This is a genomic window from Ulvibacterium marinum, assembly GCF_003626755.1.
Classification (GTDB): domain Bacteria; phylum Bacteroidota; class Bacteroidia; order Flavobacteriales; family Flavobacteriaceae; genus Ulvibacterium; species Ulvibacterium marinum.
The window spans coordinates 1620382-1646223 of the sequence record NZ_RBCJ01000001.1 but is presented as its reverse complement, the minus strand read 5'-3'; the positions used below and the strand labels follow the sequence as shown (position 1 = coordinate 1646223).

Below are 25842 nucleotides of genomic sequence, written 5' to 3'. Positions count from 1 at the left end.
CCCGGACGAAAAAGAAATGGCAAGTGGAACCTAGAATAGAACTATTCCCTACTACCAAATTCATTGGGAAGCGGTTGAAAATGTCCCTTACCGCTAACCGGACACTAGAACTTTGGCAAGGTTTTATGCCCCAAATAGGACGAATCCAAAATAGGTTAGGCACGGAACTTTTTTCAGTTGAAGTTTACAACGAAACCTTATTTTTTGAATATTATAGTCCGGAAAAGCTATTCGAAAAATGGGCCGCCGTACCGGTATCGCATTTGGAATTCATCCCAAGTGCTATGGAACCTTTGGAAATCCCAAAGGGGCTTTATGCCGTTTTCCTTTATAAAGGAAAGGCAAGCGAGGCACCTAAGGCGTATGCCTACATTTTTGGAACCTGGATCCCCAATTCGGATTATCTTTTGGACAGTAGGCCCCACTTTGCCATTATGGGCGAAAAATACAAAAATGAAGACCCTAATTCGGAGGAAGAATTATGGATTCCGATACGAAAGGCATAAATTCGGAATATCCATACGATAGGGCTTGACGCTATTTAAACACCCTTCACAAATCCAAGGCATCTAGGGCTGCAATGGTTTCGTCCAAATCGCCATAGCTCAGGGCATCATTTAAAAAATAGCTCTCAAAGGCACTGGGCGGTAAGTAAATCCCTTTTTCCAACATCCCATGGAAGTACTTTTTAAAAGTCTCGTTATTTCCCTTGGCCGAAGTCTCAAAATCCATTACCGGGGCATTTGTGAAATGTACCGAAATCATACTTCCAAAACGGTTGATTTGATAAGGAATACCTTTTTTGCGCAGCACATTATCAAAACCTTCATACAAGTGTTCCGTCTTGTCCGCCAAACTTTCAAAAACTTCAGGATGTTCATTGAGTTGGGTAAGCATGGCCAACCCTGCACCCATGGCCAGAGGGTTTCCACTTAAGGTTCCCGCCTGGTATACGGGCCCCTCCGGTGCCAGATGTGCCATAATCTCCGAGCGGGCAGCAAAAGCCCCTACAGGTAGCCCGCCGCCGATTACCTTTCCAAACATCACCATATCCGCATTGATGCCCAGAGCTTCTTGTGCTCCTCCTTTGGCTAAGCGGAATCCTGTCATGACCTCATCGAACAACAATAATATCCCTTCTCGGTTACACAGTTCCCGAAGACCTTCCAAAAAGCCCTCCCGGGGTACAATACAGCCCATATTACCCGCCACAGGCTCAATGATAATCGCAGCGATTTCACCTCTGTTTGCTTGAGTCAATGCTTTTACACTTTCCAAATCATTGTACGGGGCCAAAAGGGTGTCCTTGGCCGTCCCTTGGGTAACCCCGGGACTGTTTGGCGTACCAAAGGTAACCGCCCCACTTCCTGCCTGTATCAAAAAGGAATCCGAATGCCCATGATAACAACCCGCAAATTTGATGATCTTGTCCCTACCAGTATAACCCCGTGCCAAGCGAATGGCGCTCATACATGCTTCGGTACCACTATTTACAAAGCGAATCTTATCAATATTCGGCACCATGGATACCGTCAATTGGGCCAACTCGGTTTCTATTTCCGTTGGCATTCCAAAGGAAGTTCCCTTTTTCGCTTTATCGATTACCGCGTCGACCACAGGGGCATAAGCATGCCCCAAAATCAAGGGGCCCCATGAGGCAATGTAATCGATAAGCCTGTTCCCGTCCTCATCATATAAATAAGCTCCTTTTGCCTCATTAACGAAAATAGGGTCTCCTCCTACCGCCTTAAAGGCACGGACAGGGGAGTTTACCCCTCCGGGGATATATTTTTTGGCCTCCGCGAACAAGGAGCTACTTCTTTGATACAGCATTATTTGTTGATTTGTGTAGATTTTATGGTAAGTTCCTGACCTATTGAGATGGTATTGCCCCTAATGCCGTTCCAGCGCTTTAATTCATCTACTGAGACAAGATATTTTCGGGATATGGAATACAGGGTATCGCCCTTTTTGACTATGTAAATATTCCTTTGGGATACTTCAACCACCTCTTTTTTATCATATCTTTTGCGAATAACGGCCCTATCGTATTTATGCAATCGGTGTTGCTCTATTAATTGAATCAATTTTTGGGGATAGCGCTTATCCGTGGCATAACCTGCTTGTTTTAGTCCCTTTGCCCAACGCTTGTAATCGTTTGGGGGTAGGTTGAACAAAAAGGCATAGCGAGAGCGGTTCGCCAAAAAAATACTGTGATCCCGATAGGAATACATAGGATGATTGTATTTGCGAAAGCATTCGCCCCGCTCATCATCATCATGAAAGTCATAATCCCCCTGCCAGCCCGTATGGCACTTTATTCCAAAATGATTATTGGTCTTTTTTGCAAGCTCGCCCCTACCAAAACCACTTTCCAGAAGTCCTTGGGCCAAAGTGATACTAGCCGGTATTCCATAGGCCTTCATTTCAAATTGGGCAATTTCAGAAAATGTGTCGATGTACTCTGAAATGGACGAAATCTCAAATCTCACGAATTTTCCGGTATCTTCTGGCAAAGGATATAAACCATCGTCGGCTTTTTGGGTCTTTCCTGTTTTGACGGTTTTTGCCGATTGCCCTTTTTTTCCATTTCCATAGGTAGTGCGTTTTTTTGCCTTACAGCCCATAAACAAAACACCCAAGACAATGATCCATGCCCCTTTTCTAATCATAGAACCCCAATTTAATCGTGTACATTGATTAACGGTAATTTTTTTTGTTTTAGCACACGGTTCATTCCTTCTATACCTTGCAGTCCCCCCGTATGTACGGCTAAAATTCTTGTTCTTGGTTTAAAGCTTTTGTTTTGTGCCATATCCAATAGTCCGAACATCATTTTTCCTGTATAAATGGGATCAAGTAGTATTTGAGTTTGTTTGTAAAAATCATTTACAAAGTCTACAAGAGTTTTGGATACTTTAGCATAACCTCCAAAATGATACGCTGTTTGCAAAACCCAATTTTCCTTTCGCGCAAATTTACGAATATCTTCCTGTAAAAAATCGCCCTTCAATGCCGGAAACCCTAAAACTTGCTGATGTGGCAAGGCTGCATTGCTAATTCCAGCCAAGGTTCCTCCTGTACCAACGGAACAACAAAGCACATCGCAATCATTGTCATTAGGGGTCAAAATCTCTTCACAACCTTTTATGGCCAATGCATTGGTTCCGCCTTCCGGTAACAAATAATGCGATCCAAACTCGTTTTCCAATTCACGGTGAAAATGGATATTGTCCTTATCTCCATACACATCCCTGGAGACAAATTTAAACTGCATTCCATGCTCCTTGGCCAATTTTAAGGTAGGGTTAAGCCTCCATTTCTCTTCCAGTTCCTCACCCCGAATAATTCCGATGGTCTTAAACCCATGCACTTTACCGGCATAGGCTGTCGCTGCGATATGATTGGAATAAGCTCCACCAAAGGTGAGCAGAGCATCGAAGCCATCCTCCCTGGCTTTGATAAGGTTGTATTTGAGCTTTCTATACTTATTACCTGAAATGAGCGGATGGATAAGGTCTTCCCTTTTGATAAAGAGGGATATTTTATTATCTGTAAGGACAGGTAGGCGTATTGGTTGATTTTCCACAAACACACCAAAGGCTTACGTACGAAAAAAATAGTTCATGAAACTGAATGGCCTCCTGCGGTCCAGATAATTGAGGTCTTTCTCATTGTGATAGGCTTCACGTTCAAAACTCATATTCTGGTAGGCCCTATACGTATTCAAATATAGTACGGTCCTTAAAAGCCATTCAAGGATATAAAAGATATAAAAGGGTAAAATCAATAGTTCCAGTTGCTGCCTCAAATGTATTTTCTCATGATTTATAAGCACAGCGTCCTTTTTAAGCTCATTGTGCTTTAAAAAAATGAAAGGCCAAAGGGATAGCCCTACATAGTTTTTGTAAAAGAGGTGTTTAAAGACTAAAATCATAAATCAGCTTTAAAACGGTCTATAACAAAGATAATTGTTAAAAACGTTGACTTCTCGTTAAAATGGATTTATTGCCAACAATTGTAATAGAAGCTACAAAAAGCTCCCAATGACTGTTAAATTTATGGTTGTGGTGAATGTAAAGCCTTTTTATTCACAATAAAATCATGTATTTTTATAAAAGACTACTATTCCAGTCGAGACTAAAATGAAGGAGATTATTCCGTTGGAAGAGGGTGATTATTACCTCTCCGAAGAAGGCTACAAAGTATTCACCGAACAATATCATCTCAAAAGAGGGTATTGCTGTGAGAGTGGCTGTAGACATTGTCCATACGGTTATAATCCAAAAACCAATTTACGGTAGTTTTACCCGTATTCGGCATGATTTTTGAGACTTGTTTTAAAGTTAATAGCCTCAGTTTGGAATAATTAAAAATCTTTGTTATGAAAAAAGTTAAAACACTGGCAATCCCGTTATTTGTAATGTTATTCTTAAGTTCCTGTTCTTCGGTCCAAGTTTTGTCCGATTATGATAAGGAAACAAACTTCACCGAATACAAATCCTATGCATTCTATAAAACTGGAATTGATCAGGCTCAGATATCCGATTTGGACAAAAAGCGCATTCTTAAGGCAATTCAAGATGAAATGAACAATAGAGGATTCGTAAAATCCGGAAAACCTGATTTATTGGTAAGCATCTTTACCAAAGAAAAAGAACAAGTGGATGTTTACAACAACAACTGGGGCGCCTGGGGTTGGGGCTGGGGTTGGAACCCTTGGATGTGGGGACCTGGATGGGGAGCCGGCTGGGGCGGTAGCCAAGTAAGCACACGAACGGAAGGCTCACTTTATATAGACCTTATCGATGCAGGTACCAGGGAACTGGTTTGGCAAGGAAAAGGTGTCGGGAACTTAAACAACATTAAGGATATCAATAAGAAAGAAGAACGCATCAAGGAATTTGTGTCTGAAATATTACAGCAATATCCGCCCGATGCGGTGGCTGTAAATTAATACACCTATCCCATACAATCCCTTCTCTTTATGAGAGGGGTTTTTTTTGTCAAAAATTTTGGATTCCAAAAAGTTGACCTTCCTATTTCGTAACTTTAAAGAAAATAGATTTACTATAATGTCCTATGAAAGCAATGCCATCCTGGATAAGCTGCCCAGGCATTTAAGACAATATATAAAACCTCAGAAATATGAGGAATATACGGCCATAAATCAGGCGGTATGGCGGTACGTGATGCGAAAAAATGTGGATTACCTAAGTCAAGTTGCCCATACCTCCTATGTAGATGGACTCAAAAAAACCGGAATATCCATAGACCATATTCCCAACATGTACGGTATGAATCGAATCTTAAAAGATCTCGGTTGGGCCGCAGTGGCCGTTGATGGATTTATTCCACCATCGGCATTTATGGAATTCCAGGCCTACAATGTATTGGTAATCGCATCTGATATTAGGCAATTGGAACATATTGAATATACCCCGGCTCCGGACATCATCCATGAAGGAGCCGGTCATGCCCCTATCATTGCCAATCCCGAATATGCCGAATATCTACGTCGTTTCGGGGAAATTGGTAGCAAGGCCATTTCCAGTGCCAAGGATTTTGAGTTATATGAGGCCGTACGGCATCTTTCCATTATTAAAGAAGCATTGGGAACACCAAAAAGCGATATTGATGAAGCTGAAAGTCATATTGCGCAATTGCAGCAAAATATGGGTGAGCCCAGCGAAATGGCCTTAATACGAAATCTTCACTGGTGGACCGTGGAGTATGGACTCATCGGAACGGTGAACAATCCCAAAATTTATGGCGCAGGTCTACTCTCCTCTATTGGTGAGAGTACATGGTGTCTGACCGATAAGGTAAAGAAAATCCCATATTCCGTTGAAGCTGCACATATCTCTTTCGATATTACCCAACCTCAGCCCCAACTTTTCGTAACCCCGGATTTCGCTTATTTAAGCCAAGTTTTGGAAGAATTTGCGAACACCATGGCTCTGCGTAAAGGAGGACTAAAAGGCATTCAAAAATTGATCGACTCCAAGGAGCTGGGAACCATAGAGCTTAGTACGGGTCTCCAGATTTCGGGGAATTTTATTGAGGTAATTGCCCATGATAGCAAACCCGTGTACCTACAGACCCAAGGGGAAACCGCCCTGTCCTATCGAGAAAAGGAGTTGGTAGGGCACGGTACATTAAACCACCCCGATGGTTTCGGCACACCTATCGGTAGACTTAAGGGCATTAACCTGGCGATTGAAGATATGAGTCCCAGAGACCTCAAGGCTTATAACATATTTGAGGGTGAGGAAGTTTCCTTGGAGTTTGAGGGGAATATAACGATTAAGGGTAAAATCATCACCGGAACCAGAAACCTTCAAGGTAAAATACTGTTGATAACCTTCGAAAATTGTACGGTAACACACAGAGGCGACACCCTTTTCGAATCCAAGGAAAATCTTTATAACATGGCAATAGGGCAGGAAATCGTATCGGCTTTCAATGGCCCTGCCGACCTTGAGAGTTTTGACTTGATTACGCATACTGTTTCCTCCACTACCTTAAAACCCGAAATATCCAGTTCAGGCAAAAAACTGGAACAGTATTACGAACAAATTCGTCATTTTAGGGAAGGAAAGAACACGACCATCTCCAGAAATAAGGTCTTTGGAGAACTTAGGGAAAACTATCCCGAGGACTGGTTATTGCCCGTTGAGCTCTATGAATTGGCCAAGACCAATGGCGATACCCAATTTGCCCAAGAAATCTTGGTACATTTGGAAGGTATAAAACAAAACGATCCCAAAGTAGGTCATTTGATCGATGACGGTCTGAGGCTAGTGGATAAAAGTTTGATTCTTTGATTATGAAAAAAATAATAAACCATACTATTATCCTTCTCTTCATGACACATTTCTCCTCCGCACAATTTGAACCAAATTATGATGAGGCCAAGGTGCCCGTATTCCCAATCCCAGATCTACTGACTACCTTTTCCGGAGAGATAATCAAAAACAGCGAAGACTGGAATACAGAACGACGACCCGAACTTCTCAATTTCTTTGAAGAAAACGTCTACGGAAAGGTACCTGGAACATTGGACAATGCTTCATTTGAAGTTGTAGAAAGAAACGAAAACGCCCTTAATGGTAAGGCACATCGTAAGCAAATTGAAGTTACCCTCCAAAAAGGCAGTCGTTCACTCCAGTTTAACATCCTTCTATATCTGCCAAAACACAAGGACAAGGCACCTTTATTTTTGGGTTATAATTTTTTCGGGAACCATACGATTACCACGGACCTCAATGTGCTCGTTTCCAAAGCTTGGACCATGAACAATGAAAAGTTGGGCATTACCGCAAACCATGCAACAGAAGCTTCCAGGGGAGTGCGTGCCCATCGCTGGGCCATAGATAAAATTCTGGATAAAGGATTTGGGTTGGCGGTCATTTATTATGGTGAGGTGGATCCGGATAAAAATGATTTTTCGGATGGGCTGCACACCCTTTTTTATAGCAAAGGGCAAAAACAGCCTAAGGCCAACGAATGGGGGAGTATCGCTGCATGGGCCTTTGGATTGAGTAGGGCCTTGGATTTTCTGGAAAAGGAGAAACAAGTAGACGCTTCTAAAGTCATAGCTTTTGGACATTCACGATTGGGGAAGGCTGCCTTGTGGGCAGCCGCCACAGACGAACGTTTTGCAGGGGTCATTAGTAATAACTCGGGCTGTGGCGGGGCCGCATTATCCAAACGGAAATTTGGCGAAACCGTTGGCCGTATCAATACAAGTTTCCCCCACTGGTTTTGTGATAATTTTGAGAAATACAATGAAAATGAAGAAGCTTTGCCCATAGACCAGCACCAATTGTTGGCCCTAATTGCACCAAGACCCTTATATGTTGCAAGTGCAGAGGAAGATCAATGGGCGGATCCCAAAGGTGAATTTCTTTCGGCCCATTATACTTTTCCGGTTTATGGCTTGTTCGGTAAAGAGGGAATCACTTCACAAAGGATGCCCGAGGTTAACCAACCTATTCAAAATACAGTGGCCTATCACATTAGAACAGGTATACATGATGTAACCGACTACGATTGGGAACAGTATCTTATTTGGGCCAAGAAGTTTATAGAATAGAATTGATCAGGCCGCTCTGCCTTTGATATATCGGATCTGACCGTTATGGTTGGATTCATGTTCCACCACGTGGAACCATTTACAATAGTTGTTGGTAGGTTGGTTACCGAAGAATTCTGTAGATTCCATTAACCAACTGTCGTCCCTATTTTTTAATTCCTTTTTTGAAAACTCCCTCACCTCATTCAATTTATCCAAATAGAAAGATAAGGGTTTGTCCTTAAACACCCTGCGCCCGGAATCACCTAAATTACTAGCTGCGCTCCAAACATCCTCTTCCACACCAAAACCAAGTTTATTTTTGGGGATTCCCGTAAACGTATCGATTTGATAATAGCGTTCCGTGGCGGCCAGATGCATTAACATGGCCCCTATAGTGTTTGAATTTTCATCTAATAAAAAATCAAGCTGCTCTTGTGAAATACCCCTCGTATCCCTTATGATCACAAATCGCATCCAGTCCATCATGGATATCAAGATGCTAACTTGATCGGTATAACCCTCCCTTTTTCCAAACTCATGGATATTATCATTGGCAGAAAACGTCCCGCTCGAGGCAAAATTCACTTTAGGAATAAACAATCCGGCACCTAAAAGCGTGGATGCCCTTAAAAAATTCCGTCTATCATTTTTTGGTTCTAGGTTGTCCATGATTCTTCATTTACTTCCAATTTAGAAACAAACCCGTATACCTTACCTGAGTTTCAGGAAATTTTAACATCAATCCTCAGTCAAAATTTGGTTTAAATCTTGATTTATGATTCGGTCTTTATAGGCCAATGACCAACCCATGGAATTGGTCAAGATGTAGAATTTTTGAAGTTCACTGATCAATCGGTTTCGGGCGTTGGTTTTCAGGGGAGAAGCTTCTATCTTTTTAAATAAAGCACTATTCACATTCGTTTTAATGGTATTGTAATCCGAAGCATTAAATTGATTAAAGTAATCCGCCGTCACATCATAATATTCAAAATCTGGATTGATTTTAACTTCCGGTTCGGGAATGGTTTTAATGTAAAGAGTTTTGCTATCTCTGTCCATTTCAAAATCGATCTTGGATAAATCGTAGGCTACGGTAACCTCGGCATTTACTACCACTAATGCCTTTTTATCTGCTGTGATCAAGGAGCCGAATAGTTCTTGAGAATCTTTGTAGGTGTAGACTTCGGCAAAATGTCCCTCGGTTACGATAAGCTTGGAGACATTATCGATCTGCTGCTGTATGAGCATGGAATTTTCCTGAAGAATGGATTTTTCCTTTCTTTCCTCAGAACAGGACCGGAAAATAAGGACAACCGCCAATGTAATAATTACTCCGATTACTATTTTTTTCATCATCCCAGTGTTGACCTCGCATGAAGTTTAAAACTCCATAAAAGGATATCCTTTTTGAAGATACACAATTTTCTCCTGTAGCGATTTTCTGAATTTTTGATGGGATTCCGAATCGGGATGAAAAGGTCGGTGCATCAGCCCTTTTTGGATTGTATCCACTTTTTCCATTGTAGAATAGGCTTGTTTAGAAATCCAGGTTTCCTTGAATTTTTCCCAGATATAATCGATGGCCAATGAATTAGGATGAATCATATCTGCTTCATAGAAGCGGTAGTCGCGCAATTCGTCCATCATAAGTTCGTAGGAAGGAAAATAAAGACATGTGGTCCTTTCTGGATAAGTGTCCAGCAATTGGTGAACAGCAGTTATTAAATGGGCTTTGCTCCTTTGGTTTTCAAGGAAACCATCTTTAAGATGACGAACCGGGGAAATGGTTAAAATAATTTGAGCCTTTTTATTGACAGATTGAATCCGATTTACAAGCTGTTCCAGGCTCTTTGCAATAGTTTCTATGGAAAGGAGTTCCTTATCAAATTCCTTTTGTGGAATCTTATGGCAGTTGGCCACTAGGGCATTGGTCTTTTTATAGCGATAGGTCCAAGCCGTGCCCAAGGTTAAGATAATATGTGTGGCTTCGCCTATTTCTTGGCTCGTATGTTCAAGACTTTCGTTTAACCTTTGAACTAGCCTTTCCTTGGACACATCACTTAAATCGGAATGTGCATCAAAACAATGCCAACGCTCATTGTGAAAAAAAACATCCCTTTCTGTAAAAGTATTATGATCTAATGCTCTTGAAAGTAGATTTTCGATCGCTTTCGGATGAAACAGAACACCCCATGGATTTTGAAGATTTTGGAATTTAAAATAATCCGATTTTTTGCCGATGTTCTCAACAAAACATGACCCTACCAGCAGTAATCGGCTTTGATAATCAATTTGACTATTTGCAGGATTTAAAGGAATTTTGGTCTGTAGCTTCATCGACATAAAAACGATTCACAAAATACAAACTTAATCTTCATTTTAAACTCACAAGCTCAATATATTTGTTATCGCCTTGATAGTTTACAGAAGAAAATTTAGTATTTTTATATACTGATTTTCAATATTTTACAAATTATGGGATTTAAAGCAAAAATCATTTTATCCTTTTTTGCGGTAATTTTATGCAGTGTTGCGTGTAGTGATAGTTTTTTGGAAACCAACCAAGAACCCGCAATGGAACCGACCTCTGAATTGGATGTTGAAAAGGCCAATAAGGATTTTTCTGAGCTTCCTTTTAAAACCGGCATCAACGATTTTGAAATAAGCGTATTATTCAACCAAAGATGGCGATTTCGTCTAAATGTACCAGAAGTGACGGACGATGAATTGGTACCCCTTTTTATAAATTTACATGGTGGTGCACTTACCCCAAGGCCAGATGGGTTCAGACGAGGAGATTGTCTACTTGGACCTGCCCTGGAGACGAAAAATATCAAGGCATATATTTTGAGTCCTACTTCTGAAGCTCTTTTATGGTTTGACCCTTTCAATGAGGCTCAAGTGGTCAACCTAGTGAAATTTTCAATAGAGCATCTAAATGTTGACCCTAAAAGAGTGGTTGTCTTTGGATATAGTGATGGCGGTTTTGGGAGTTGGTTCTTTGCCGATACCCATCCCGAGCTTTTTTCAGCGGCCATACCTATGGCACAGGCCTACGGTCTAATATCTTCGGACAATGGAATAGCAAAAAAAACGGAAATCCCCTTATATGTTATTCATGGGGAAACCGACGTAATTTTTCCCTTTTCCAATACGGAGGATTTGGTGGAGCGATCTAGAAATGCTGGTAGTGAAATTATATTTGTAAAAGCAGAGGGGTTAGATCACAATAGGGCTTGTAGTTATTTACCTTATGTAGAAGATGCTATTGACTGGTTAAAAGACTCCGTTTGGGAATAACAAAATCGAGTTTATGGCATATTTCAATGACATTTGCTAAAAGAAAAGTGTTTTCCTTTAAAAAAACAATGGTTATATACAGTCCGTGATCCGTTTCAAAAAAGCTTCATATTCCTTTTCCAAACTGGAATCCATTTGGCGAATAAAATCCAAGACCCGAAGCAAAAGCTCTATTTCCTGATTCTGTAACGCATTGCTGGCCTTGTCCATTTCCTTCATGACCAAATCCTGCAGATTATAAATGCCTTGAAGTCCATAGAGGCAGTCATAATTAAATTCGTTTACAATTCCCGTAGTCTTGGACGTTTCCCATGCTATTTTGGAAAGCTCGGCCAACTCTAGATTAATGAAAACATCCCCTTCATAATTAAATAGTGCGTCAGCTATGTTAGTAGAATCTGTTATACGCAAAAAGTCCGGAAACTCTTTTTGAAATTTACCCATTTGTCCAGCTGTTACTACAACACCATCCTCATCGCCCGAATCAAATCCTTTATAAGTCTCGATGGCCTTGACAAGGCGCTGGTTGTTTTGCCTTGTCTTTCGAAGCTCCCCTAAATTATTTTTAATTTCAATTTGAATTTTTTCAATAGCAATTTTCTTGTCCTGATCTATTTTTTTGGAAGCATTCCAATCGTTGAACCAAATAGCAAGATTGATTCCAACAAATATCAATAGAACCTCCCCGACAATATATTTCCAATTGAAATTACGGAGTCTTAGGCGTTTCATTTTACACTACATATTTTCTGGCCTCTTGTAAGGCTTGATGTATCCCATCTGGATTTTTCCCTCCTGCCGTGGCAAAAAAAGGTTGTCCGCCCCCACCACCTTGAATAAATTTTCCAAGTTCACGGACAATGGTTCCCGCGTTCATTTCCCGCTCAGCCACTAATGCTTTGGATATATAGCAAGATAGCAGGGCCTTCCCATTCTGCTCCGTTCCAAAAAGTAAGAACAAATCGTTTCGGCTATTTCCCATTTCAAATGAAAGATCCTTGATACTGGCCGCATCCAAATCTAGCTTTTTGGCCAGAAATTGAATCCCGTTTACCTCCTCCAATTCATTTAACAGCTCCCCCTTAAGGTTTTTGGCCTTGTCCTTTAACAACTGTTCCACATCCTTTTTTAATCTGGTATTTTCATTTTGAAGGGATTCCAGTGCCTTAACAGGATCTTGTGGATTGTTCAGGAGACCTTTGAGTTCGGCAAGTACACTTTCGCTTTTGGTATAAAAATCCTTTACGGCATCCGAAGTTATGGCTTCTATACGTCTAATCCCAGCTGCTATGGCACTCTCGGAAACAATTTTAAAATGCCAGATATCACCGGTGTTCCGTACATGGGTACCACCACATAATTCTATAGATTGCCCAAAACGGATTGTACGGACCGTATCACCGTATTTTTCACCGAACAATGCCATGGCGCCTTCATCAAGAGCCTGGGTCATAGGTACATTTCTGTTTTCCTGTAAGGGCAATTGACCATCTATACGAGCACGTACAAACTCCTCCACAGATTTAATTTCTTCTTGGGTCAACTTCGCAAAGTGGGAAAAATCGAACCGGAGGTATTTGGAATGTACGGCCGATCCTTTTTGTTCTACATGGGAACCTAATATTTCCCTTAGCGCTTGGTGCAACAAATGTGTTGCAGTGTGATTTGCAGCTGTTCGTTGCCTCTGCTTTTTATCAACAACCGCTCTAAAGGTGGCTTCGGTATGTCTAGGCAAGCTTTTGGCAAAATGTACAATTTCATTGTTCTCCTTTTTGGTATCAACAATATATACCACATCTCCATTCGGGACTTCCAAATAGCCCTTATCCCCAACTTGCCCCCCTCCTTCGGGATAAAATGGAGTTATATTGAATACCAATTGATAATGCTCGCCATCCTTTTTGGAGGAAACCCTTCTATATTTGGTCAACTTTACATCGGCCTCCAAGAGGTCATAGCCTACAAATTCCTGTTCTACATCGCTGGATAAAATCTCCCAATCGCCCTTGGAAATTTCAGAGGCTGATTTTGAGCGCTCTTTTTGTTCCTGCATTGCTTTCTCAAACCCCTTTTCATCCAAGGCATACCCTTTTTCCTCGAGAATCAATGCCGTTAGGTCTATTGGAAAACCATAGGTGTCGTAAAGTTCAAAAGCTTTGTGGCCATCCACTGTTTTAGTTTTCGTAGATTGGATAACGCTTTCCAAAAGTACCAAGCCTTGTTCCAGGGTATTTAGAAAAGAATGCTCCTCTTCCCGTACTACATTCTCGATCAAGTGCCTCTGCTGTTTCAATTCGGGGAATGCTTCGCCCATTACGCTGACCAGCACATTTACCAAACGGAACATAAACGGTTCCTTTATTCCCAAAAAGGTAAATCCATAGCGTATGGCCCTGCGCAATATTCTTCGGATAACATAACCTGCCCCCGTGTTGCTAGGGAGTTGTCCATCCGCAATGGAAAACGCCACGGCACGAACATGATCCGCAATTACCCTGATAGCTATATCGATATCCTCATTCTGTCCATATTTGGTATTGGTTATGGTTTCTATTTCCCGGATAATCGGAGAAAAAATATCGGTATCGTAATTGGATTTTACACCCTGTAAAACCATACACAAACGTTCAAAGCCCATTCCGGTATCCACATGTTTGGCAGGTAGGGGCTCTAGCGCTCCGTTGGCTTTTCGATTGTATTGCATGAAAACCAGGTTCCAAATCTCCACTACTTGAGGATGGTCCTGATTCACCAGGGATGCTCCGGAAGTCTTTGCTTTTTCCTCGGCGGTACGTATATCCACATGTATTTCGGAACAAGGGCCACAAGGGCCTTGATCCCCCATTTCCCAAAAGTTATCCTTCTTGTCGCCCATAAGGATGCGATTCTTGGGAACAATGGCCTTCCAATGTTCATAGGCCTCTTTATCCATCTCCAGGTTATCGGCATCCTCGCTCCCCTCAAAGACGGTAACATAGAGATCGGCCTTATCTATTTTGAGAACATCGGTCAGCAATTCCCAAGACCATTGTATGGCTTCTTTTTTGAAATACCCAGCTGTGTCGGAACTGGCGGCGTCACCAAAACTCCAATTCCCCAGCATCTCGAACATGGTATGGTGATAGGTATCCTTGCCTACTTCCTCAAGATCGTTATGCTTGCCGCTTACCCGAAGACATTTTTGGGAATCCGCCACCCTAACATGTTCCGCCTTCCGATTTCCTAGGAAAAATTCCTTGAATTGGTTCATCCCCGCATTGGTAAACATTAGGGTAGGATCATCCCTGACGACCATGGGGGCAGAAGGCACAATTTTATGCGCTTTTCCTTTGAAAAAATTTAAAAATTGATTCCTTATTTCTTTGGAAGTCATTGAAAATGGTAAGGTTTTACAAATTTTAACGGTTTGTACAAAACAATTTTTATATTTGTTTGTTTTGTTAAAAGAAAGCACAAAAATAGGATAAAATCCATTCATGTCTAAGGTAAAGTATTATTACGACCCGGACACCTTGTCCTACCGAAAGATAGAACCCAAAAAATCCAAGCGCTATTGGAATATCGCTTTTTTCTTCCTTGGGTCATTATTATTTGGCCTATTATGTCTTATCCTATTATTGAATACCAATTTAATAAATACGCCAAGGGAATTGTCCTTACAGCGTGAGGTAAAGAATTACGAGCTACAGTTTGAGCTTTTGAACAAAAAAATGGAGCAAATTGAGGAAGTTTTGGCCAATATAGAGGACCGCGACAATAACATTTATCGTCTATATTTTGAGGCCAATCCTATCCCGGAAGAACAAAGAAGAGCTGGCTTTGGAGGGATTAATCGATACAAATCCTTGGAAGGCTTCAATAATTCTGAAATGGTCATTGCCACCACCAAGCGCCTGGACATCATTAAAAAACAAATGGCCATACAATCCAAGTCCTTGGATGAGATTACCAAATTGGCCAAGGAAAAGGAGAAACTATTGGCTTCTATTCCTGCCATACAACCCATTAACAATGAAGACCTTACCCGAATGGCATCAGGTTTCGGTTGGCGGTCGGACCCCTTTACCAAAGCTAGGAAAATGCATAGGGGTATGGATTTCACTGCACCTAGGGGTACGCCTATATATGCAACAGGGGATGGTAAGGTAACTCGGGCGGACAATAGATCTTCAGGTTTTGGCAAACATATCCGTATAGAACATGGGTATGGATACATTACCCTTTATGCCCATTTAAGCAGATACAACGTAAAAAGGGGACAAAAGGTAAAGCGTGGAGACATCATTGGCTTTGTAGGGAATACAGGACGCTCCGAAGCTCCTCATGTACATTATGAAGTGTGGAAGGATGAGGAACGCATAAACCCCATAAACTTCTATTACGGAAGTTTGTCGGCGGAAGAATTCGAGAATATGCTCAAATACGCTACTCAAGAAAATCAATCCTTGGATTAATGTACGTAGAGCTGCCTGAAAAACGATACTATGGTATTGGCGAAGTCGCCAAGGCCTTTGGGGTAAACACTTCTTTGATACGTTTTTGGGAAAAGGAATTCGATGCGCTCAAACCCAAAAAAAATGCCAAAGGTAATCGAAAATTCACCCCTCAGGACATCAATAACCTACGTCTTATTTACCATTTGGTGAAGGAACGGGGATTTACCCTGGAAGGGGCAAAGACACATCTTCGTGAAAGTAGACAGAAAACCTTGAATAATTTCGAAATTATCCAAAAGTTGGAACGGATAAAGGCCGAGCTTTCCAAGATAAAAGAGCAACTATAAATCTACCTTAAATACACTACCATGAAAAAGGGATTAATTATTTTAATTATTCTTGGGGTCATTGCTTTTGGCCTCTATCAATGGGCCGTAGGATTTAACAATACGGCCGTAGAATTGGAGGCGGATGCCAAGACCGCTTGGTCCAATGTAGAAAGCGCCTACCAGCGCAGAAATGATCTCATCGGAAATTTGGTCAAAACCGTCCAGGGTGCCGCAGACTTCGAACGGGGTACGCTAACCGATGTAATAGAAGCACGCGCCAAGGCCACTTCTACCAACATAGATGTAAACAATCTCACTCCCCAAAGTATGGCGGCCTTTCAAGAGGCCCAAAGTGGATTAACAGGTGCCCTTGGCAAACTAATGGTTGTAGTGGAACGTTATCCTGAACTAAAGGCCAATCAAAACTTCTTGGAATTACAGGCCCAACTTGAGGGAACGGAGAATAGGATAAACGTGGAACGCAATAGATTTAACGAAAAGGTAAATCTTTACGACATCCACACCACCAAGTTCCCGGGGAAGTTATTGGCAGGACTTTTCGGTTTTGATGAGATGGCCCGTTACCAAGCTGATCCAGGTTCGGATCAAGCACCGGACGTAGAATTTGACTTTAACTAACCTTATGTCCAAGGTAGAGGAATTTCTAACCGCGGAGGAGGAGAAGGAAATTGTCCTGGCCATTTTGCAGGCCGAAAAGAACACCTCAGGGGAAATCCGCGTACATATCGAAGCACATACAGAGCTAGATTATCTTGATCGTGCCAAAGAAGTCTTCCATATACTTAAAATGGACAATACCAAAGAAGATAATGGAGTACTAATATACATTGCGGTCAATGATAGAAATTTTGCCATTTATGGAGATAATGGCATAGATAAGGTAGTCCCTAAAGGTTTTTGGGAAAGCACTCGAGATGCCATCCAAAAAGCATTCAAGGAAGGGCATTTCAAACAGGGCATCATTGACGGCGTTTTAACTGCAGGCAAAGAATTGGAATCCCATTTCCCATGGCAGCATGGGGATATGAATGAATTAAGCGATGAAATTTCAAAAGGTTAGTCTTCTTTTAGTCGTTTGCCTTTTTTGCTCGGGAGTTACCTTTGCCCAGTTCCGAATTCCAGAAAAACCGGCTTCTACTAGTGACCAAACCAGTGTATACGATTACATTGGCCTACTTTCTCAAAATCAAGAATCAAATCTGAGAAAAAAACTAATTCGTTATTCAGATAGTACCTCCACACAAATAGTCATAGCGATCATAAGTTCTACGGAAGGGGAGAATATCAATTATCTTGGGGCCCAATGGGGTCAAAAATGGGGTATAGGCCAAGCCGATAAGGATAACGGTATTCTAGTTCTTTTGGCTAAAGATGATCGAAGAATCGCTATAAATACAGGATATGGTGTGGAGAGCAATCTTACGGATGCGATGTCCCGACGTATTATAGAAAATATTATCGTACCTCGGTTCAAGCTAGATGACTACTATGGTGGTCTTAGCAATGGTGTTGACTCCATTTTTAAGGTATTGACAGGAGAATTTAAGGAAGAACGGACTTTTAACAATGAAGAAGGATTTCCATTAGGCTCCATACTACCCTTTATTGTTTTTATTATTATTTTGATCATTCTTTCGCGCAGAAATCGAAAAGGTGGTGGACGAGGTGGTAATCGTTCTTCTGGGCCGGATATTTGGGATATCATTATCCTCAGCAATATGGGGCGTGGCGGATTCGGCGGTAGTTCCAAAGGAGGCTTTGGAGGAGGCGGTTTTGGAAGCGGCGGATTCGGTGGGGGCTTTGGTGGCGGTGGTTTTGGTGGCGGAGGCGCTTCAGGAGGTTGGTAAATCCAAATTCAAGTGCACGTTTTAAAATCAAAATCAGAATTATAGTATCTGGCGATGCTACTTCTGAAGCATAAAAATGGGTATGAGTACGCCGGTGAGGTTAAAATGTTCCCATAACTTGCTCTCTAAAAACCACTTGTACATACTACGCAACCTTTTTTTGACTTGTCCATCCTAAAAGAAAAATAATGTGCAAAGTATTGTTTTTTCTGCCCGTTTTGGTACTTCTATCAATGTGTGACAACGAGGGGGATAATGTTCTAGCTCCTGATTGCGCCGCCGTACTATGCGAAGCTGATTTCTCCGAGCTATTTTTAGAAGTTGTATCCAGTGATACCAACGAGAATGTCTTTTTTGCCAATATCCATGACGAAAGCGATATTACCGTAAATGGAAATCCATCAATGAACTTTGAAATAAGGAATGTACTGGAAAAAGAACTTTTGGTCCTAAGCGATGAAAATTGGGAAATTGGCAGTTTTGAGTATACCCTTCGGATAGGGGAGACCAATGAATTTGTGTTGGCCCTTGAATTGGCAAGGACTGGCGGTGTCGGTTGTTGCGCAAACCGGTTATTCCTGGATAATCTTAAAATAAATGATACCGTCCAAGATGTAAATTCCAGACCTTGGATTTTTACCATTTCAGTTAATTGAAGACTGGAGTACCTCAATAAGTTGAGTATTCAATATACCAAAAACTACTTCTTACGCATAAAAATTGACATGGGTACACCCGTAAAGACAAAGTGTTCCCGCAATTTGTTCTCTAAAAACCGCTTGTAAGGATCACGTACATATTGGGGCAGATTACAAAAGAAGGCAAATTGTGGAAAAGGAGTGGGCAGCTGCGTAATGAACTTTATTTTTACGTATTTTCCTTTATAGGCGGGTGGTGGCGTATTCTGGATAATGGGCAGCATAACATCATTCAACTTACGGGTGGGGATGCGTTTGGAGCGATTTTTATACACCTCCACCGCTGTTTCAATTGCCTTAAAAATTCGCTGCTTGGTCAATACCGAAATAAAGAGGATGGGTACATCGGTAAAAGGTTCCATCGCTTGTTTGATCTTTTGGGTATACTGCTTCATGGTATGGGTTTCCTTATCACCGACCAAATCCCATTTATTGACCAAAATCACGATGCCTTTATTGTTTCGCTGCGCGAGCCAAAAAATGTTTTCGACCTGGCCATCGAATCCTCTAGTTGCATCGAACAAAAGAAGACATACGTCACAATGTTCAATGGCCCTTACCGAACGCATCACTGAATAAAACTCCAAATCTTCCTTTACTTTGGCTTTCCTCCGAATACCCGCCGTATCCACCAAATTGAACTCAAAACCGAAGCGATTGTATTTGGTGTCAATACTATCCCGAGTGGTTCCCGCAATATCCGTAACTATATAGCGTTCCTCTCCGATCAATGCGTTGATGAAAGATGATTTTCCCGCATTTGGCCTTCCTACCACGGCAAATCTGGGTAAATCATCCGTTTCCATTTCTTTTTCGGGCAAGACCTTGACCAAATCATCCAACAGCTCTCCGGTTCCACTTCCATTGATGCTGGAAAGGGTGTAATACTCCCCTAATCCCAGCGCGTAGAATTCTACTGCATCCGCAGCCCGTTTGGCATTGTCCACTTTGTTGACCGTTAAAAAAACCGGCTTGTCTATTCTTCGAAGTAATTTTGCTACATCCTCATCCATACCGGTTACCCCGGATTCCACATCTACCATGAATATAATGGCATCTGCCTCATCTATCGCCAATTCTACCTGTTTGTCGATTTCCTTTTCAAAAATATCGTCACTGCCTACAACATAACCTCCAGTGTCTATTAAGGAAAATTCCTTTCCGTTCCAATCGCTCTTTCCATAGTGGCGATCACGTGTAACCCCACTAATGGCATCCACTATGGCCTCACGGCGCTGTATGAGACGGTTAAAAAAAGTGGATTTACCTACATTGGGCCTTCCTACAATGGCAACAATCGCGCTCATAAAAATCAATTGAGTTTGCAAAGGTAGCACTAATCAATAAATTATAATGGTAAATGGACTAAAGTAGGAAGAGAATGGAAAAAGGTATGGAATCTGGCAGGTATATTAAAACCTGGAATTGAAAAAGCATAGCTCCTTAAAGCATAATTAAAATACTTCTACCTGTGTCGAAATAGTGAAATCATATTTGTGTCACCTCTACTTCCCATCAGGTAAGGATCGCCAGCTATTCTATTCCTAATTTTTTTAACAGGAGACCCATAAGCCAAAACATAACTATCGACATTACCAACCACCAAAGATCCCGCACCGATAACAGTATATTTTCCTATGGTGATATTCTCAATAATATTCGTACCCAAACAAATAGCAGAACCTGTTCCCAGAATAAAATTTCCCCCTACACAAACCCTTGGTGCTAAACTTGAAAAGTCGCACAGAAGGCCGTCATGCTCAAAAGAAGAGTTTGTATTGAGTATGCAATGATTTCCGATAACGGAGTTAGCATTAATGATTACCCCGGGCATAACCACACTGCCATGACCAATTTCTACGTTCATACCTACAATGGCCGTGGGATGAACGGTAGAAACAAAACGAAAATCAGAGATAATTCTAATAATTCTCTCAACAATTATTTTTCTTATCCAATTATCCCCAATCGCAACTATGCCACCATGTATATTATACTTTTCGATCAAATAGGGAAGATCGTATTCATTACCAAGAATTGGGTAGCCATTGTGTTCTCTGCCCTTTTTCTGAAAGGAATCTATATATCCAACAAAGTTATACTCTCCTTCCTTCTTAACACAATCCATGACGACACTACCGTGACCGGAAGCTCCAAAAATGACAATATTGTGCATTTTATCGGATTTTTTTGCGTTTCATCGATATTTCAAAGATACTCAAAGTTAACATAGGGTAAAGAAAAAAGGTGTCTTTTCGACTAAATTACTAATATTAAGATAAGATAGCTCTGATTTTCAGAATCATAAATCTTTTTAAAATTTCGAAAACATATTAAAAATGTAGACATATATTTTCGTCTCTCCCACCAGCCTAAGAATTGCAAAAATCATTTTCTTCAAAGATCTGCCTTCTCCTTTTCCAAAAAAAGAAGTATATTATTACACCCTTGATGTCTAATGAAAACACTACCCAATGATATTGTTCTAAGACCTAGGTTTCAGTTGGAGTTACCAAATGAGAAGGAAACGGTTTTGGAAGCCTTTGAGCAGACACAAAAAGATCCCTTTTTGTTGAAAAGGGTAGATGACCATGTGTTCATCAAGTTCAACAGGGAACATATCCATTTTTGGTCGCCTCAATTGCATTTGGAAATCAATGAAGTTGATGTAAAGAACAGTAAGCTCTATGGCCTTTTTGGACCTAACCCTACTTTATGGACTTTTTTTATGTTCCTTCATTTTGGAGTGGGAACGTTTTTTATCATTTTTGGGATTTGGGCCTATTCTTATGCCTCGCTTGGTAGACCCTACGGACTTCAGATGGGGATTATGATTTTTATGGTAATCCTATGGTTTGTACTGTATGCCTTTGGAAGGGCGGGAAAACGCAAAGGGAAACCCCAAATGCGGGAACTGTATCAATTTATGATGGAGACCTTGACCGATTGATTTCACAATCGATCAAAAATCATCCATCCCAATCAATTAATTACACTAATTTTCGTAAAAAGTAACGGTTCCGCTTACCTCATTACTAACTACCAATACATCTTTTCCTGAAGGGCTATACTCCGCAGGAATGGCCAATACACCTTCTGGGCCAATATCCCCGGCATTGGATAGGATATCCATAAAAACAGGGGCATATGGATCGGAAATATCATAAATCATCACCTGATTATTTCGTTCCAGACCTACAAAGAGAATGTACTTTTCCCCAACTTTCAAAACTTCTACGGCCTCGGGTTCCGCCCCTTTATCATCACTTCGTGCGTCGTCCCCGTTAAAAACGTCGGGAGTGAGGCTCAAGGTTTGCATGGCAATATCATTGCCACTATCGTATACCAGTTGACCGTTACCTGTCCAAATTGTAAAAGAACGTGCCCCGTAGTTATACAGTTCATCGTAATCACCATCTCCGTCAATATCTCCCAAGGTTGTTGTAGATTGAAGCCGGCCCAAGTTTTCTTCCAGCTGCAATGTTGCCGCATCAGGAAACTTCGTTTCATCCAAGGGTAAGCCCCCAATTCTCTCTTCTTCAGAAAAACCATCGTAATCCCTGGCATCACCCTCATTGGCAGTAATAATGTAGTCTGCCCCGCTTACGTTGTAATGCGCTATGGCATCCGGTTGGAATATTCCAAAAACGGGTACACTCCGTAATTCCTTTTTACCGTCTTCGTTACTTGGGTCAATTTCATTTCCGGGAAGGCTGTAATCCTTAAACCCTAAAGGTAGGATGGCTTCAATTTGCTTTGTCTCCAGATTTACTACTGCAACCCCATTGTTTTCCTGTAGGGTAACCCATGCCGTTTTTGAATCTTCCGAGATGGCTACATATTCGGGCTCTACATCCATAGCGAGCGTGGCGCCCGGTCCAAATACCCTAAAACCTTCAGCGCAAAGGTTGTGAACATCCATATTAAAGCTTTCAAAATCTAAGGTCTCCACAGCGCCTTCTGCCACATTAATGATACTTACCGTACCATGGGGGTCATTTGTATAGTCATCATTGGGCTCTCCCTCATTGGCGGAAACGATGTACTTCCCGTCTGGCGAAAAGGCCACCATATCGGGTAAAGCACCCACTGTAAAGGAGTTTAGATAGTTTTGGGTTTCCGTGTCAAAGAGTTTAATTGCTCCTTGGTCTTGTTTTACTTCAGCTTCCACGGCTACCGCCAATATACCGTTTTTTACTGCTACACTATTTGGAGCTCCAGAGCCTGACAAATCAATGGACGTTAGTTGCATGGGGGCATCAAGGTCCGAGATATCATAGACCGATATGCCATTGGTCTCCACATTGACCGTAAACAGTTTCTTGGTCATGGGGTCATAGGCGGAAATCTCCGCAGCCCCTTCGCCACCTACCTGAATGGTATTTTTATACACAAAATTTACATCCATTGTTGGATCATCATCGTCATGCCCATCCGGGTCACCAAGAAAATCATCCAATTTATCGCAAGAAAGAATAGAGAAAAGTAATCCTAAGGATAGGATTCTAGTAAAAAGTTTCATCTTAAGTTGGTTTTTTAGATTGATGACAAGATGAAACTTTCAATAGAACTAAAGGTTAGCAAAAATCTAAGTTATGGTTAGCTAAGTAATAGGAAAAGGTTAGGTTTAGGAAATGTAAATGTTAATCGCCTAATTATTGTAGCCAAACCGCTTGAGTTGTCTGGAATCGCTACGCCAATTTTTATTTACTTTTACGTATAATTCCAAATGGACCTGTTTGCCAAAGAATTTTTCCAGGTCCTTACGGGCCTCTACGCCTACACGCTTTAGGGCGCTGCCTTTATGCCCAATTATGATTCCTTTTTGTGAATCCCGCTCTACCATAATTACGGAACGCATACGGATAATGTCCGCGTCCTCCAGGAATTCTTCGGTTTCTATTTCCACGGAATATGGAATTTCCTTTTTGTAGTGTATCAGTATTTTTTCACGTATGGTCTCATTGACAAAAAAACGTTCCGGCTTGTCAGTTAATTGATCTTTGGGATAATAAGGAGGCGCTTGGGGCAACAATTCGATTATTCGATCAAAGACTCCTTTAACGTTAAAGTTCTGGAGCGCCGAAATGGGATGTATCTCTACCTTGGGCAACGTTTCTTGCCAATGTTGTACCTGTTCTTCCAGAAGCTCCTGGGAGGCACTGTCTATTTTATTCAATAGTAAAAGAACAGGAATCTTACTGCTCTTGATTTTATCCAGGAATCGTTCATCCTTTAATGCTTTTTCCCCAATTTCCACCATATATAGCAATACATCGGCATCCTCAAAAGCCGATTTCACAAAGTCCATCATGCTGGATTGCAACTCGTATGCCGGCTTGATGATTCCCGGGGTATCGGAAAGGATAAGCTGAAAATCATCGCCATTGACAATACCTAAAATGCGATGCCTAGTGGTTTGTGCCTTGGAAGTGATGATGGACAACTTTTCACCTACAAAGGCATTCATCAGGGTCGATTTTCCCACATTGGGATTGCCTATGATATTTACAAATCCGGCTCTATGTTCCGACATGTTTCCTTTTTTCGAAGTAGATTTTCATTTGTTGGTCCACCTTTGGTGATAAGTAAAGAACGGCCAACATATTTGGAATCACCATAAGGGCATACGCCAAATCAATCAGATTAATGACCAAATCTACCGAAGCGACCGCGGCAAAAACAATGGTTCCAACAAAATACCAGTTGTAGTATTTCCCAATCTTGGCATTGGTTAGAAATGAAAGACATTTTACCCCATAATATGAATAGGTAAAGAGCGTTGAAAGTGCAAAGGCAGATACGATAACCATAAGCAAAACGTCCCCAAAACCAAACAATGTCTTTTTAAAGGCAATCAACGTCATCAAAATACCATTACTTTCTGCTTCCAAGTAGGCTCCACTTAAAATAATAACTATGGCGGTAAGGGTACATACAATAATGGTATCGATAAAGGGGCCCAGCATAGCGACCAGACCCTCTTGTACAGGTTCATCCGTTTTGGTCTGACCATGATACATAGGCGCGCTCCCGAGTCCCGCCTCATTGGAAAACATAGCTCGCCTCACTCCAAGGATAATCAAGCCCCAAAGACCGCCTTTGACCATGGTGTCCAGATTAAAAGCCTCGGTAAAAATTAATTTTAGAGAGGGTCCTATTTCCGAGGTATTGGTCATCATGACTACCAAAACAGCCAGAAAATATAGCAACACCATAAACGGAACTATTGTGGATGCCACCTTGGCGATTTTTTTTAGCCCTCCAAAAATAACGAATGAAGTGATAAGGGCCAGAATAATCCCAACTATCAATTTCCAATTAAAGTCCCCCAGTATAATCAAGTTTTCGTCTGGCCTTACCACATTCATAAAGGTTTGGGTAAATTGATTTGCCGTGAATACGCCTAAAAAACCAAACAGCCCTGCTATGCAGAAAAAACTGGCCAGAGGCTTTGCTTTTTGACCTATCCCTTGAATGATATAGAACATGGGGCCTCCCTGAAGTTTACCTTCGGAATCCTTTCCCCGAAACATTATGGAAAGACTGCAAGAATAGAATTTAATACACATCCCTATGAGTGCCGTAATCCAAATCCAGAAAACCACTCCAGGCCCCCCCATGTATATGGCAATGGCGACGCCAGAGATATTTCCCAGGCCCACGGTGGCCGCTACTGCCGCGGATAACGCCTGTAGGTGACTTACATCTCCTTTTGCCTCTTCCTTATCATGTTTCCCTGCCGTTATTGCAATGGCATGACCAAAGTAGCGATAGGGCAAAAACTTAGATTTAAAAACAAGAAAAAGTCCGCCACCAATTAAAAGAATCAGCATAGCCCATTCCGTATAGGGCAGCATTGCGGATAAAAAATCATTAAACGTCTCCATAGGTGCGCAAAGTCCCGAAGGTATGGATTTTCTTAATTTTCATGAGACCGTTCGAGAAATAATTCTTTTTTGGTAGGATTTGATAATACTAAAAAACCGTTGTATCTTTGCCGTCCACATCGCGGGGTAGTGTTTCGACAGGCTCAACATTAAAGCAGTATCCTTCGACAAGGCTCAGGACAGGGTACCTACCGGAACTGGGTAAATTGAATAAATCAAGTGCCTACAAAGCACTTTTAAG

General features: G+C 41.4%; 27 protein-coding genes. 13 read left to right on the top strand and 14 right to left on the bottom strand.

Features of this window, described 5'->3' with window-relative positions; translation table 11 throughout:
• The first annotated feature begins 23 nt into the window (after positions 1 to 23).
• Positions 24 to 506 (top strand): GyrI-like domain-containing protein, encoded by a 483-nt coding sequence (locus D7Z94_RS07115; RefSeq protein ID WP_245967153.1) that lies wholly within the window; start codon positions 24 to 26, stop codon positions 504 to 506.
• Positions 507 to 552: 46 nt separating this feature from the next.
• Here D7Z94_RS07115 and hemL read toward each other — a convergent pair whose 3' ends face one another.
• Genes hemL through D7Z94_RS07095 form a run of 4 tightly spaced genes read right to left on the bottom strand, consistent with a single transcriptional unit; the run spans position 553 to position 3937 of the window.
• Positions 553 to 1833: a glutamate-1-semialdehyde 2,1-aminomutase gene (gene hemL / locus D7Z94_RS07110; RefSeq protein ID WP_120710783.1), complete on the bottom strand. Its 1281-nt coding sequence runs from the start codon at positions 1831 to 1833 to the stop codon at positions 553 to 555.
• The gene (locus tag D7Z94_RS07105) at positions 1833 to 2672 is read right to left on the bottom strand and encodes a glucosaminidase domain-containing protein (protein WP_120710782.1); all 840 of its coding nucleotides are present in this window, start codon (positions 2670 to 2672) and stop codon (positions 1833 to 1835) included. Before D7Z94_RS07105 ends, hemL begins: the two co-directional genes overlap by 1 nt.
• A gap of 11 nt (positions 2673 to 2683) precedes the next feature.
• Complete coding sequence (locus D7Z94_RS07100; RefSeq protein WP_120710781.1) at positions 2684 to 3595, bottom strand: 1-aminocyclopropane-1-carboxylate deaminase/D-cysteine desulfhydrase; 912 nt, start codon at positions 3593 to 3595, stop codon at positions 2684 to 2686.
• A gap of 9 nt (positions 3596 to 3604) precedes the next feature.
• Positions 3605 to 3937, bottom strand: a complete 333-nt coding sequence (locus D7Z94_RS07095) for a hypothetical protein (protein ID WP_120710780.1) — start codon at positions 3935 to 3937, stop codon at positions 3605 to 3607.
• A gap of 208 nt (positions 3938 to 4145) precedes the next feature.
• On the opposite strand from D7Z94_RS07095, the gene D7Z94_RS25610 reads away from it, so the two are divergent.
• The 4 genes from D7Z94_RS25610 (at position 4146) to D7Z94_RS07080 (ending at position 8098) form a co-directional block, all read left to right on the top strand.
• The gene (locus tag D7Z94_RS25610) at positions 4146 to 4304 is read left to right on the top strand and encodes a DUF5522 domain-containing protein (RefSeq protein WP_158594597.1); all 159 of its coding nucleotides are present in this window, start codon (positions 4146 to 4148) and stop codon (positions 4302 to 4304) included.
• A gap of 80 nt (positions 4305 to 4384) precedes the next feature.
• Positions 4385 to 4957: a DUF4136 domain-containing protein gene (locus D7Z94_RS07090; protein WP_120710779.1), complete on the top strand. Its 573-nt coding sequence runs from the start codon at positions 4385 to 4387 to the stop codon at positions 4955 to 4957.
• 118 nt (positions 4958 to 5075) lie between these two features.
• Entirely contained in the window at positions 5076 to 6827 is a 1752-nt protein-coding gene (locus tag D7Z94_RS07085) for an aromatic amino acid hydroxylase (protein ID WP_120710908.1), read from the top strand.
• Positions 6828 to 6829: 2 nt separating this feature from the next.
• Positions 6830 to 8098, top strand: a complete 1269-nt coding sequence (locus D7Z94_RS07080) for a glucuronyl esterase domain-containing protein (RefSeq protein WP_245967152.1) — start codon at positions 6830 to 6832, stop codon at positions 8096 to 8098.
• Positions 8099 to 8104: 6 nt separating this feature from the next.
• On the opposite strand, the gene D7Z94_RS07075 is transcribed toward D7Z94_RS07080, so the two are convergent.
• The 3 genes from D7Z94_RS07075 to D7Z94_RS07065 all read right to left on the bottom strand — a co-directional run bounded on the left by D7Z94_RS07075 (position 8105) and on the right by D7Z94_RS07065 (position 10417).
• A complete protein-coding gene (locus tag D7Z94_RS07075) occupies positions 8105 to 8749 on the bottom strand; it encodes a DinB family protein (protein ID WP_120710778.1) in 645 nt (214 codons plus the stop codon).
• Between the two features lie 69 nt (positions 8750 to 8818).
• A complete protein-coding gene (locus D7Z94_RS07070) occupies positions 8819 to 9433 on the bottom strand; it encodes a DUF4230 domain-containing protein (RefSeq protein WP_120710777.1) in 615 nt (204 codons plus the stop codon).
• A gap of 27 nt (positions 9434 to 9460) precedes the next feature.
• Positions 9461 to 10417, bottom strand: a complete 957-nt coding sequence (locus tag D7Z94_RS07065) for a GSCFA domain-containing protein (RefSeq protein ID WP_120710776.1) — start codon at positions 10415 to 10417, stop codon at positions 9461 to 9463.
• A gap of 138 nt (positions 10418 to 10555) precedes the next feature.
• Between D7Z94_RS07065 and D7Z94_RS07060 the strand changes: the two genes are divergently transcribed.
• Positions 10556 to 11380, top strand: a complete 825-nt coding sequence (locus D7Z94_RS07060; protein WP_120710775.1) for a dienelactone hydrolase family protein — start codon at positions 10556 to 10558, stop codon at positions 11378 to 11380.
• Between the two features lie 72 nt (positions 11381 to 11452).
• Here D7Z94_RS07060 and D7Z94_RS07055 read toward each other — a convergent pair whose 3' ends face one another.
• Positions 11453 to 12112 carry a hypothetical protein gene (locus tag D7Z94_RS07055; protein WP_120710774.1) on the bottom strand — a complete coding sequence of 220 codons (660 nt, stop codon included), beginning with the start codon at positions 12110 to 12112 and terminating at the stop codon, positions 11453 to 11455.
• Between the two features lies 1 nt (position 12113).
• Positions 12114 to 14753 (bottom strand): alanine--tRNA ligase, encoded by a 2640-nt coding sequence (gene alaS / locus D7Z94_RS07050; protein ID WP_120710906.1) that lies wholly within the window; start codon positions 14751 to 14753, stop codon positions 12114 to 12116.
• Between the two features lie 103 nt (positions 14754 to 14856).
• Here alaS and D7Z94_RS07045 point away from each other — a divergent pair, with 103 nt between their 5' ends.
• The 6 genes from D7Z94_RS07045 (at position 14857) to D7Z94_RS07020 (ending at position 18669) form a co-directional block, all read left to right on the top strand.
• Entirely contained in the window at positions 14857 to 15834 is a 978-nt protein-coding gene (locus D7Z94_RS07045; protein WP_120710773.1) for a M23 family metallopeptidase, read from the top strand.
• A complete protein-coding gene (locus D7Z94_RS07040; protein ID WP_120710772.1) occupies positions 15834 to 16163 on the top strand; it encodes a MerR family transcriptional regulator in 330 nt (109 codons plus the stop codon). The genes D7Z94_RS07045 and D7Z94_RS07040 overlap by 1 nt, the downstream gene beginning before the upstream one ends.
• A gap of 21 nt (positions 16164 to 16184) precedes the next feature.
• A complete protein-coding gene (locus D7Z94_RS07035; RefSeq protein ID WP_120710771.1) occupies positions 16185 to 16784 on the top strand; it encodes a LemA family protein in 600 nt (199 codons plus the stop codon).
• A gap of 4 nt (positions 16785 to 16788) precedes the next feature.
• The gene (locus tag D7Z94_RS07030; protein WP_120710770.1) at positions 16789 to 17226 is read left to right on the top strand and encodes a TPM domain-containing protein; all 438 of its coding nucleotides are present in this window, start codon (positions 16789 to 16791) and stop codon (positions 17224 to 17226) included.
• The gene (locus D7Z94_RS07025; protein ID WP_120710769.1) at positions 17207 to 18013 is read left to right on the top strand and encodes a TPM domain-containing protein; all 807 of its coding nucleotides are present in this window, start codon (positions 17207 to 17209) and stop codon (positions 18011 to 18013) included. Before D7Z94_RS07030 ends, D7Z94_RS07025 begins: the two co-directional genes overlap by 20 nt.
• A 188-nt stretch (positions 18014 to 18201) precedes the next feature.
• Entirely contained in the window at positions 18202 to 18669 is a 468-nt protein-coding gene (locus D7Z94_RS07020) for a hypothetical protein (RefSeq protein WP_120710768.1), read from the top strand.
• Positions 18670 to 18713: 44 nt separating this feature from the next.
• On the opposite strand, the gene der is transcribed toward D7Z94_RS07020, so the two are convergent.
• Both der and D7Z94_RS07010 read right to left on the bottom strand, forming a co-directional pair.
• Positions 18714 to 20018: a ribosome biogenesis GTPase Der gene (gene der / locus D7Z94_RS07015; protein WP_120710767.1), complete on the bottom strand. Its 1305-nt coding sequence runs from the start codon at positions 20016 to 20018 to the stop codon at positions 18714 to 18716.
• 158 nt (positions 20019 to 20176) lie between these two features.
• Positions 20177 to 20887: a NeuD/PglB/VioB family sugar acetyltransferase gene (locus D7Z94_RS07010; protein ID WP_120710766.1), complete on the bottom strand. Its 711-nt coding sequence runs from the start codon at positions 20885 to 20887 to the stop codon at positions 20177 to 20179.
• 282 nt (positions 20888 to 21169) lie between these two features.
• On the opposite strand from D7Z94_RS07010, the gene D7Z94_RS07005 reads away from it, so the two are divergent.
• The gene (locus tag D7Z94_RS07005; RefSeq protein ID WP_120710765.1) at positions 21170 to 21661 is read left to right on the top strand and encodes a GTP-binding protein; all 492 of its coding nucleotides are present in this window, start codon (positions 21170 to 21172) and stop codon (positions 21659 to 21661) included.
• Between the two features lie 45 nt (positions 21662 to 21706).
• On the opposite strand, the gene D7Z94_RS07000 is transcribed toward D7Z94_RS07005, so the two are convergent.
• The 3 genes from D7Z94_RS07000 to D7Z94_RS06990 form a co-directional block, all read right to left on the bottom strand.
• Positions 21707 to 23233 (bottom strand): choice-of-anchor I family protein, encoded by a 1527-nt coding sequence (locus D7Z94_RS07000; protein WP_120710764.1) that lies wholly within the window; start codon positions 23231 to 23233, stop codon positions 21707 to 21709.
• A gap of 129 nt (positions 23234 to 23362) precedes the next feature.
• Complete coding sequence (gene era / locus D7Z94_RS06995; RefSeq protein WP_120710763.1) at positions 23363 to 24247, bottom strand: GTPase Era; 885 nt, start codon at positions 24245 to 24247, stop codon at positions 23363 to 23365.
• On the bottom strand, positions 24234 to 25601 hold the full coding sequence (locus tag D7Z94_RS06990; protein ID WP_120710762.1) for an alanine/glycine:cation symporter family protein: 1368 nt from the start codon (positions 25599 to 25601) through the stop codon (positions 24234 to 24236). The genes era and D7Z94_RS06990 overlap by 14 nt, the downstream gene beginning before the upstream one ends.
• Between the last annotated feature and the right edge of the window lie 241 nt (positions 25602 to 25842).